Below are 8,830 nucleotides of genomic sequence, written 5' to 3'. Positions count from 1 at the left end.
CCCCCCACCCACCCCACACCCCCCACCCGCGCCCGCCGCACCAGTTGCACTGCAGAGACACCCCCACGTCCACCACCGGCCGCCGGACAATCTTCCGTCCCCCGGCCTGCCTGCAGCTGCGCGGGCAGGCCGGGGAACGGCAGTTGGTCCGCCGGCCGGAGGTCGCCGTGGTGGGGGTGGGCGGCGGCCCGATCGCCGGCTGCATGCTGCTGACAAGTTGAGGAGGACACCGGATGGCTACTACCGTCGCCGACCAGATGATCGCGGCGCTCAAACACAGTGGTGTGCAGCGGGTCTACGGGATCCCGGGGGACAGCCTCAACGGCTTCACCGACGCGATCCGCCGCACCGGCGACTTCACCTGGGAGCTGGTCCGTCACGAGGAGACCGCCGCGTTCGCCGCCGCCGCCGACGCCGGGCTGACCGGGCGGCTGGCGGTGTGCGCGGGCAGCTGCGGTCCGGGCAACCTGCATCTGGTCAACGGCCTGTTCGACGCGCAGCGCAGCCGGGTGCCGGTGCTGGCGATCGCCGCGCACATCCCGCGCGCCGAGATCGGCTCGGACTACTTCCAGGAGACCCACCCGCAAGAGTTGTTCCGCGAATGCAGCGTGTACTGCGAGCTGATCAGCACCCCGGAGATGGCGCCGCGCATCCTGCACCTGGCGATGCGGGCCGCCGTCGAGGACAACGGGGTCGCCGTGGTCGTCGTCCCCGGCGAGGTGTTCTCCGCGCGCCTCGACGACTCGGGCTGGACCGCACGGCCGGTGACGCCGACCGTGTCGGTGTGCCGCCCCGACGACCATGCGCTGGCCCGTGCGGCGGGAATCCTGAACGCGGCCAACGCCGTCACCATCCTGGCCGGTGCGGGGGCGGCGGGCGCGCACCCGCAGGTGATGCAGCTGGCCGGCACGCTGGCCGCGCCGATCGTGCATGCGCTGCGCGGGAAGGACTACCTCGAATACGACAACCCCTACGACGTCGGCATGACCGGGCTGCTGGGCTTCGCCTCCGGGTACAAGGCGATCAAAGAGGCCGACGTGCTGCTGATGCTCGGCACCGACTTTCCCTACCAGCAGTTCTACCCGGACACCGCGACGATCATCCAGGTCGACGTGCGCGGCCGGCACCTGGGCCGACGCACCCCGATCGACCTCGGTCTGGTCGGTACCGTCGCCGACACCGCGGCCGCGTTGCACCCGCGGCTGACCCAAAAGCACGACCGCACTCACCTGGACCGGGCGCTGGCGCACTACGCCAAGACCCGTCGGGGCCTGGACGCGCTGGCCGCCGACGATCGGGGCCGCACCCCGATCCGGCCGGAATACGTTGCGGCCGCGGTAAACCGGCTGGCCGCCGAGGACGCGGTGTTCACCGTCGACGTCGGCTCCCCGGTGGTGTGGGCGTCGCGCTATCTGCGCATGAACGGGCGGCGACGGCTGATCGGATCGTTCAACCACGGCAGCATGGCCGGTGCGCTGCCGCACGCGATCGGCGCGCAGACCGCCGACCGGGACCGCCAGGTCGTCGCGTTGGCCGGCGACGGCGGGCTGACCATGCTGTTCGGGGAACTGGCCACCCTGCTGCAGAACCGGCTGCCGGTCAAGGTGATCGTGTTCAACAACTCCTCGCTGAGCTTCGTGGAGTTGGAGATGAAGGCCGCCGGCATCGTCAACTTCGGCACCGAACTGGACAATCCGAACTTCGCGGCCGTCGCCGCGGCCATGGGCATGTTTGGTCGCCGGGTCGAGAAACCCGCCGACCTGGAACCGGCGCTGGCCGCCGCCTTCAGCCACGACGGCCCGGCGCTGGTCGAGGTGGTCACCGCGCGGCAGGAACTGTCGATCCCGCCGGCGATCACCCTGGAGCAGGCCAAGGGCTTCTCGCTGTACGCGATCCGCACCATACTGGCCGGCCGCGGTGACGAGTTGCTCGACCTGGTCACCACCAACGTGGCCCGCCGCATCCTGGACTGATTGCCGTGTGAGCGGCGAGCAGACGCAGATTCGCACGATCCGGGTGCGATTTGTGCGAATCTGCGTCTGCTCGCGGTCATAAGAGGTCGCGGTCACAGCAGGTCGGCCAGCGCAGCCTCGAGCGTCGGGAACTGGAACGCAAAACCGGCGTCGCGCAACACCGTCGAGGTGGCGTGCCGCCCGGTGAGCCCGAGTGCGGGGTCGGTGCGCAGCAGCATCGCGCCCACCGCGAGCAGGGCGGCCGGGGTGGGCGGGGCCGGCGGCCGGTGCAGCTGGCGGCGCAGCGCCGCCATCAGGTCGCGGTTGCGCACCGGGTGGTCGCTGGCGGCCACCACCACCCCGGACGGGACGGCGATCCCCGGCGTCAGGCCCAAGCAGGCCCGCACGACCGCCAGCCAGTCGGCGCGGTGAATCCAGGAGAACCACTGCCGCCCGCTGCCCACGCGTCCGCCCAGGCCGGCCTTGGTCAGCGACACCAGCCGGGCCAGCGCCGGCGAGGCCGGGTCCAGCACGATCGAGGTGCGCAGGATGACGCCGTGACCGGTGTGGGCCCCGTCGAAGGCCTCCTCCCACGGCTTGGCCACACCGGTCATCTGCGGCAACCCCGTTGGCAGCGGCGTGGATTCGTCGCAGCGGGTTTCCCCGGCATCCGACCAGATCGCGGTGGTGCTGGCCTGGATCCAGTGCGCCAGCGGCGAACTCAATTGCCGGCTGGCCGCCACCAACGCGCGGGTGGGCAGGACCCGGCTGTCGCGCAACGCGGCGACATTGCGTTTGGTGGGGCGGCAGTCGACGAGTTTGCCGGCCAGGTTGATCAGCGCGGTGTTGGCGCCGTCCAGCTCGACGGCCCAGTCGCCGACCGTGCGGCCGTCCCAGCTCACCTGCCGCACCGGCAGCGCCGGGTTGACCCGACGGGTCAGGATCACCACCTCGTGGCCGCGGCCGCCCAGGTCGGCGGCGATCAGGCGGCCCAGCGCTCCGCTGCCACCGGCGAGGACGACCTTGAGTTCCGGGTTCACACCCCAGACGCTAATCCGCCGCCGATCAGCCTGGCCAAGATATACCCCAGGGGGTATAGTCGGTGGCATGACACACCACCACGACGTACTGACCGAGCTGAATCCGCAACACCGCGCGTTGCGCGAGATGATCCCCGACGTGTACCGCGGGTTCGGCGAGATGAGCAAGGCCGCGCTGCAAGACGGGGCGCTGGACACGAAATTCAAGGAACTGATCGCGATGGCTATCGGCGTCGTGCATGGCTGCGACGGTTGCATCGCCTCGCACGCTCGGGGCGCCGCGCGGGCCGGCGCGACCAAGGAGGAGGCCGCCGAGGCGATCGGGGTCAGCATCTTGATGCACGGCGGGCCGGCCACGATCTACGGTGCCCGCGCCTACAACGCCTTCTGCGAGTTCGCCGACACCACCGCGGCCGTGTAGCCATGATCGGCGACCAAGACAGCATTGCCGCGGTGCTGAACCGGCTGCGGCGCGCCCAAGGCCAGTTGGCCGGTGTGATCTCGATGATCGAACAGGGGCGCGACTGCAAGGACGTCGTCACCCAACTGGCCGCGGTGTCCCGCGCACTGGACCGGGCCGGCTTCAAGATTGTCGCCACCGGGCTGCGGGAATGCCTGACCGGGGCCGGGGCCGACGGCGCCGCCCCGCTGACCGAGGCGGAACTCGAGAAATTGTTCCTCGCGCTGGCGTGAGAAAGGAATCCAGCATGGGCGTCGCGTTATCGACCACATTGCACACCTCATTCGACGACGCGGTCACCCGCACTCGGGAAGCGTTGGCCCGGCAGGGCTTTGGTGTGCTCACCGAGATCGACATGAAGGCCACGTTGAAGGCCAAGCTCGGCGAGGACATGGAGGACTACCTGATCCTCGGCGCCTGCAATCCGGGCTTCGCCCACCGGGCGGTCAACGCCTACCGCCAGATCGGTGTGCTGCTGCCCTGCAATGTGGTGGTACGCGCCGATCCCGACGCACCCGGGACCGTCATCGTCGACGCGATGGACCCGCGGCTGATGGTCACGGTGACCGACGAGCCCGGACTGACCGAGATCGCCGAGCAGGTCACCGCGCTGCTGCAGGACGCCCTGCGCGAGGTCGCCGGCGGGTAATCAAGTTGCACGGTCGGCGAACCGGCGGCTAGCCTTGGCGATCGTGCGTCATCTTCTCGTAGTAGCCAGCACCCGCAGCGGGGTCTGATCCAGACCGACCCCCCGCTGTGGGTCGGAAGCTACTACCCGTCGGTCGCTGATTTCGAGCAGAGAAGACCGACACATGAGCACCACCTCCACCATCACCAACGTCACACCGCGAGTCGCCGACCAGTTCGGGGCGCCGTTACCGCGTGGGCTGCGCGAGCAGGCCGACGCGATGACCTGGGAAAACTTTGTCGCCGCCTACGGGCACACCGCGGGCCCGGTGCGGCTGGGCCAGTGGGCCTGCACCGACACCGAACGCCCCGCCACCCGGCTGGGGCCGCAGGCCCGCGGCTATCAGGCCACCATCGCCGTCGGCGACCGGATCGACACCTCCACGGCCGCCGCGACCGGCCCGCTGGCCGCGTTGACCGCCATGCTGCACCAGCGCGGCATCGCCGTCGAGATCCTGCGCTTTCACCAGCTGACGTCCGGTGCACACACCGCCACGTTCATCGAGGGCTCCGACGGTGTTCGCGCGCAGTGGGCGATGGGCTGGTCGACCGACCCGACGCAGTCCGCGCTATCCGCGGTGATCACCTGCGCCAACCGGCTGTATGGCTGACCCTCGGGCGCGAGCGTGCACAAAATGCCAGCTCAGCGGGCTGTTCGCTGGCATTTTGCGCACGCTCGCCGCGGGTAAGGGAGGGTAAGCCGCGGCGGAACGCGCCCCTACAGCGGACGCAGGACCAGGGGCATGCCGTCCATCGGGATGGGCATGCCGCCGTAGTCCCAGCGCGGCTGGTAGCCGGGGTGGGCCAGCTCCAGCCGGTAGCGGCGCAGCAGCCGGTGGATGACGGTCTTGACCTCCAACCGGCCGAACACCATCCCGATACACTTGTGCGCCCCGCCACCGAACGGCGCGAACGCATAGCGGTGCTTCTTGTGTTCGGCGCGCGGCTCGGTGAAGCGCTCCGGGTCGAACTGGCGCGGGTTGGTGTACAGCTCCGGCAGCCAGTGGTTCATCCCCGGCCAGGTCACCACGTTGGTGCCGGCCGGCACGTAGTAGCCCAACAGGTCGGTGTCGCGCACCGTCTGGCGCATGTTGAACGGCAACGGCGTCACCAGCCGCAGCGACTCGTCCATCACCAGGTCCAGCGTCTCCAGCTTCTCCAGCGACTCGATGTCCAGCGGGCCGTCGCCCAGCCGGGCCGACTCGTCACGGGCCCGTTCCTGCCACTCCGGGTGGGCGGCCAGGTGGTAGGCCATGGTGGTGACCGTCGACGTGGTGGTGTCGTGGGCGGCCATCATCAAAAAGATCATGTGGTTGACGATGTCGTCGTCGCTGAAGCTGTTGCCGTCCTCGTCGGCGGTGTGACACAGCACGGTCAGCATGTCGGTGCCCTCGGCGTTGCGGCGCTCGGTGACCCGTTCGGCGAAGTAGTCCTCGAGCACCTTGCGGCCCTGCAGGCCCTGCCACCACTTGAACGGCGGCACCGAGGTCCGGATGATCGCGCCGCCGGCCCGGGTGGTCTGGCAGAACGCCTTGTTCACCTTGGTCACCAGCGCGTGGTCGCTGCCCGGTTCGTGGCCCATGAACACCACCGAGGCGACGTCGAGGGTGAGTTCCTTCACCGCCGGGTACACCAGGAAGCGCGCGTCGTTGGTGGGCCAGTCGGTCACGATCGAGCTGGCCACCCGGTCGATGTGTTCGACGTAGCTGGCCAGCCGGGGCCGGGTGAAGGCCTCCTGCATGATCCGCCGGTGCCCCATGTGCTCGTCGAAGTCGAGCATCATCAAGCCCCGGTTGAAGAACGGGCCGATGACCGGTTCCCAGCCCTTCTGCGAGTAGTCCTTCTTGCGGTTGGAAAAGATCGTCTGGGTGGCGTCGGGCCCCAGCGCAACGATCGACGGCAGGATCGGCGAATCGGCGAAGGTGACCGGGCCGCGGGTGTTGTACAGAAACAGCGGGAAGTCGGGCCCCTGCCGGAACATCTCGACGATGTGCCCCAGGATCGGCAGGCCCGAATCGCCAACGATGGGCTTGAGGTCACTGCCCGGCGGCGGGTCGGCCAGCTTCTTTTGCGGCCAGTCCACGCTCAGCAGCCGCTTTTCCAGCAAGCCCATGCCGGGGATGGTGTTCACCGTCGGGGTGAACCGGCGCTTGGCCTGGTCGAGCAGGTATCGCGGGGTACTGATGGTCGTCATCGACGCTCCTTAACGGGCCGAAAAGATTGTGGTAACCGTCACTTGGCCCCTATCCTTCGGTTAAACTTGACGCCTGTCAAGTTTGATTCTCGCGTGGCGTGGGGCAAGGTCGAGGCGTGACACAGCAGGAACAAGCCGCGCCGACCCGGCGCGGCGACCGACAGCGGCAGGCGATCCTGCAGGCGGTCCGCGACCTGCTGCAGGAAAAGCCGTTCGCGGAGCTGTCGGTGAGCACCATCAGCGACCGCGCCGGGGTGGCCCGCTCCGGGTTCTACTTCTACTTCGACTCCAAGTACGCGGTGCTGGCCCAGATCCTCGCCGAGGCCACCCACGAGCTCGAAGAGCTCACCCAATACTTCGCGCCGCGGGGCAATGACGAGTCGCCGGCCGCGTTCGCCAAGCGGATGGTGGGCAGCGCGGCCGCCGTCTACGCCCACAACGATCCGGTGGTGCGGGCCTGCAACGTCGCCCGCAATACCGACGCCGAGATCCGCGAGATCCTCGATGCCCAGATGAGCACCGTGATCGACCAGATCGTCGCCGTCGTGCAAGACGAGATCGCGGCGGGTACCGCGCACCCGATCAGCGACGACATCCCGGCCCTGGTGCGCACCCTGGGGGTGACCACCGCGCTGATGCTCTCCGGCGACACGTCCTACCTGGGGCCCGACCGTGACGTGCAGCGCGGCGTGCGCGTGCTCGAGGCGCTGTGGCTGAACGCGCTGTGGGGCGGCGCCGACACACTTGACGGTTAGCCGCCCCGCCTCCCGGTACCGCCGGTATCGTCTCCACCCGTGGCCAACCTCAAGCAGCACTACTCGGGTAAGCGGTGTTTTATCACCGGAGCGGCCAGCGGCATCGGGCGCGCCACCGCGCTGCGGCTGGCCGCCCTGGGCGCCGAGCTGTATCTGACCGACCGCAACGCCGACGGGCTGGGCGACACCGTCGCCGACGCGCAGGCGCTGGGCGCGCAGGTGCCCGAGCACCGGGCGCTCAACATCGCCGACTACGACGAGGTCGCCGCGTTCGCCGCCGACATCCATGCCCGGCACCCGGCGATGGACATCGTGATGAACATCGCCGGCGTGTCGGCGTGGGGCACCGTCGACCGGCTGTCCCACGACCAGTGGAGCAAGATGGTCGCGATCAACCTGATGGGCCCGATCCACGTCATCGAGGAGTTCCTGCCGCCGATGGTGGCCGCCGGGCGGGGCGGGCAGCTGGTCAACGTGTCCTCGGCCGCCGGCCTGGTCGCCCTGCCCTGGCACGCCGCCTACAGCGCCAGCAAATACGGGCTGCGCGGGGTGTCGGAGGTGCTGCGCTTCGATCTGGCCCGGCACCGCATCGGGGTCTCGGTGGTGGTGCCCGGCGCGGTGAAGACCCCGCTGGTCAACACCGTCGAAATCGCCGGCGTGGACCGCGAGGACCCCAACGTGGAGCGCTGGGTGGCCCGGTTCGCCGGACATGCGGTGTCCCCGGAGAAGGCAGCCGACAAGATCCTGGCCGGGGTGGCCAAGAACCGCTACCTGATCTACACCTCGGCCGACATCCGGGCGCTGTACGCGTTCAAGCGGCTGGCGTGGTGGCCCTACAGCGTCGCGATGCGGCAAGTCAACGTGGTGTTCAGCCGGGCGCTGCGCCCCGGTGCGCCCACCCGTTAGCGGGTGCCCCACTCCCATGCCGGGGTGGTCTGCAGGCCCTGCCCGGTGACCCGGGTCTCGCCGAAGTCCTTGTAGAGCTCGACCTCCGCCGCGTCGGGGCCGAGGAACTCCAGCAACGACCGCGCGTGGGTGACCACCACCACCTGGGTCTGGGTGGCGGCGGCGCGGATCAGCCCGGCCAGCGGCGCGACCAGATCCGGGTGCAGCGAGGTCTCCGGCTCGTTGAGCACCATCAGCGACGGCGGTTGCGGGCTGAGCAGCGCGGCCGCCCACAGCAGGAAGCGCAGGGTGCCGTCGGAGAGTTCGGCCGCCCGCAACGCCCGCAGCATGCCGCGCTGGTGCAGTTGCAGGTCGAACAGCCCGTCGGAGCGCGCGACCGACACCGTCGCACCGTCGAACGCGGCGCCGACCGCGTGGTGCAGCTCGTCGCCGCCGGATTCGATGATGGTTTGCACCGCGGCGGCCAGGTCGGCGCCGTCGTCGGCGAGCACCGGGGTGCGGGTGCCGACCTGCGGGCGCCGCGCCGGGGCGCCGCCGTCGACCCGGAAACCGTCGTAGAACCGCCAGCCGCGCAACCGGTCCCGGACCGCCGACAGCTCCGGGTGCGCGCCCGGATGGGCGAATTCGGCCAACACGCTGCGGTAGGTCGGCAGGCAGCGGGCCAGCTGCTCGAAGCCGGTGTCGCCGCTGGCTTCGGCGACACCGCGGGTGCGGCGCACCAGGGTGGAGGCGCGCCGCAACACCGGACCGGCGAACACCGCCTCGCGTTTGATCTCCGGATCGCGCACGAACGCCGACTCGATGCCGGCAGCCGGCATGCCGGGACTCTGCGGGAG

At 69.9% G+C, this 8,830-nt stretch carries 11 protein-coding genes; 8 read left to right on the top strand and 3 right to left on the bottom strand.

The genetic code is table 11. The features are described from left to right. Both BKN37_RS28955 and poxB read left to right on the top strand, forming a co-directional pair. A partial coding sequence (locus BKN37_RS28955; RefSeq protein ID WP_131823683.1) for a hypothetical protein occupies nucleotides 1-221 on the top strand: 221 nt, incomplete at its 5' end. Nucleotides 222-233: 12 nt separating this feature from the next. Continuing rightward, nucleotides 234-1,973, top strand: coding sequence for a ubiquinone-dependent pyruvate dehydrogenase (gene poxB, locus BKN37_RS24075; RefSeq protein ID WP_071029448.1), 1,740 nt, complete (start codon nucleotides 234-236; stop codon nucleotides 1,971-1,973). A 92-nt stretch (nucleotides 1,974-2,065) separates the two neighbouring features. Here poxB and BKN37_RS24070 read toward each other — a convergent pair whose 3' ends face one another. Next, on the bottom strand, nucleotides 2,066-2,992 hold the full coding sequence (locus BKN37_RS24070; RefSeq protein ID WP_071029447.1) for an epimerase: 927 nt from the start codon (nucleotides 2,990-2,992) through the stop codon (nucleotides 2,066-2,068). Between the two features lie 67 nt (nucleotides 2,993-3,059). Here BKN37_RS24070 and BKN37_RS24065 point away from each other — a divergent pair, with 67 nt between their 5' ends. The 4 genes from BKN37_RS24065 to BKN37_RS24050 all read left to right on the top strand — a co-directional run bounded on the left by BKN37_RS24065 (nucleotide 3,060) and on the right by BKN37_RS24050 (nucleotide 4,750). Next, entirely contained in the window at nucleotides 3,060-3,413 is a 354-nt protein-coding gene (locus tag BKN37_RS24065; RefSeq protein WP_071029446.1) for a carboxymuconolactone decarboxylase family protein, read from the top strand. 2 nt (nucleotides 3,414-3,415) lie between these two features. Continuing rightward, complete coding sequence (locus BKN37_RS24060; protein ID WP_071029445.1) at nucleotides 3,416-3,685, top strand: metal-sensitive transcriptional regulator; 270 nt, start codon at nucleotides 3,416-3,418, stop codon at nucleotides 3,683-3,685. Between the two features lie 14 nt (nucleotides 3,686-3,699). After that, complete coding sequence (locus BKN37_RS24055) at nucleotides 3,700-4,101, top strand: DUF302 domain-containing protein (protein WP_071029444.1); 402 nt, start codon at nucleotides 3,700-3,702, stop codon at nucleotides 4,099-4,101. Between the two features lie 163 nt (nucleotides 4,102-4,264). After that, nucleotides 4,265-4,750 (top strand): 2-isopropylmalate synthase, encoded by a 486-nt coding sequence (locus tag BKN37_RS24050; RefSeq protein WP_071029443.1) that lies wholly within the window; start codon nucleotides 4,265-4,267, stop codon nucleotides 4,748-4,750. A gap of 107 nt (nucleotides 4,751-4,857) precedes the next feature. Here the strand turns inward: BKN37_RS24050 and BKN37_RS24045 are convergent, their stop codons facing one another. Further along, nucleotides 4,858-6,333: a cytochrome P450 gene (locus BKN37_RS24045; RefSeq protein ID WP_071029442.1), complete on the bottom strand. Its 1,476-nt coding sequence runs from the start codon at nucleotides 6,331-6,333 to the stop codon at nucleotides 4,858-4,860. 116 nt (nucleotides 6,334-6,449) lie between these two features. Between BKN37_RS24045 and BKN37_RS24040 the strand changes: the two genes are divergently transcribed. Both BKN37_RS24040 and BKN37_RS24035 read left to right on the top strand, forming a co-directional pair. Further along, nucleotides 6,450-7,088 carry a TetR/AcrR family transcriptional regulator gene (locus BKN37_RS24040; protein ID WP_071029441.1) on the top strand — a complete coding sequence of 213 codons (639 nt, stop codon included), beginning with the start codon at nucleotides 6,450-6,452 and terminating at the stop codon, nucleotides 7,086-7,088. 39 nt (nucleotides 7,089-7,127) lie between these two features. Beyond that, on the top strand, nucleotides 7,128-7,994 hold the full coding sequence (locus tag BKN37_RS24035; protein WP_071029440.1) for an SDR family oxidoreductase: 867 nt from the start codon (nucleotides 7,128-7,130) through the stop codon (nucleotides 7,992-7,994). Here the strand turns inward: BKN37_RS24035 and BKN37_RS24030 are convergent. Next, on the bottom strand, nucleotides 7,991-8,830 hold an 840-nt coding region (locus BKN37_RS24030), incomplete at its 5' end, for an AAA family ATPase (protein WP_071029449.1). The genes BKN37_RS24035 and BKN37_RS24030 overlap by 4 nt on opposite strands.

Origin of the sequence: Mycobacterium talmoniae (genome assembly GCF_001854525.1) — a bacterium.
Taxonomy (GTDB): domain Bacteria; phylum Actinomycetota; class Actinomycetes; order Mycobacteriales; family Mycobacteriaceae; genus Mycobacterium; species Mycobacterium talmoniae.
Note: the sequence above shows the minus strand (reverse complement) of the source record. Positions and strands in the feature narration are given on the sequence as shown.

Bases quoted from the DNA above. Each gene is read 5' to 3' on its own strand.
- poxB (WP_071029448.1), top strand. From the start codon at position 234: ATGGCTACTACCGTCGCCGACCAGATGATCGCGGCGCTCAAACACAGT.
- BKN37_RS24065 (WP_071029446.1), top strand. From the start codon at position 3,060: ATGACACACCACCACGACGTACTGACCGAGCTGAATCCGCAACACCGC.
- BKN37_RS24060 (WP_071029445.1), top strand. From the start codon at position 3,416: ATGATCGGCGACCAAGACAGCATTGCCGCGGTGCTGAACCGGCTGCGG.
- BKN37_RS24055 (WP_071029444.1), top strand. From the start codon at position 3,700: ATGGGCGTCGCGTTATCGACCACATTGCACACCTCATTCGACGACGCG.
- BKN37_RS24050 (WP_071029443.1), top strand. From the start codon at position 4,265: ATGAGCACCACCTCCACCATCACCAACGTCACACCGCGAGTCGCCGAC.
- BKN37_RS24045 (WP_071029442.1), bottom strand. From the start codon at position 6,333: ATGACGACCATCAGTACCCCGCGATACCTGCTCGACCAGGCCAAGCGC.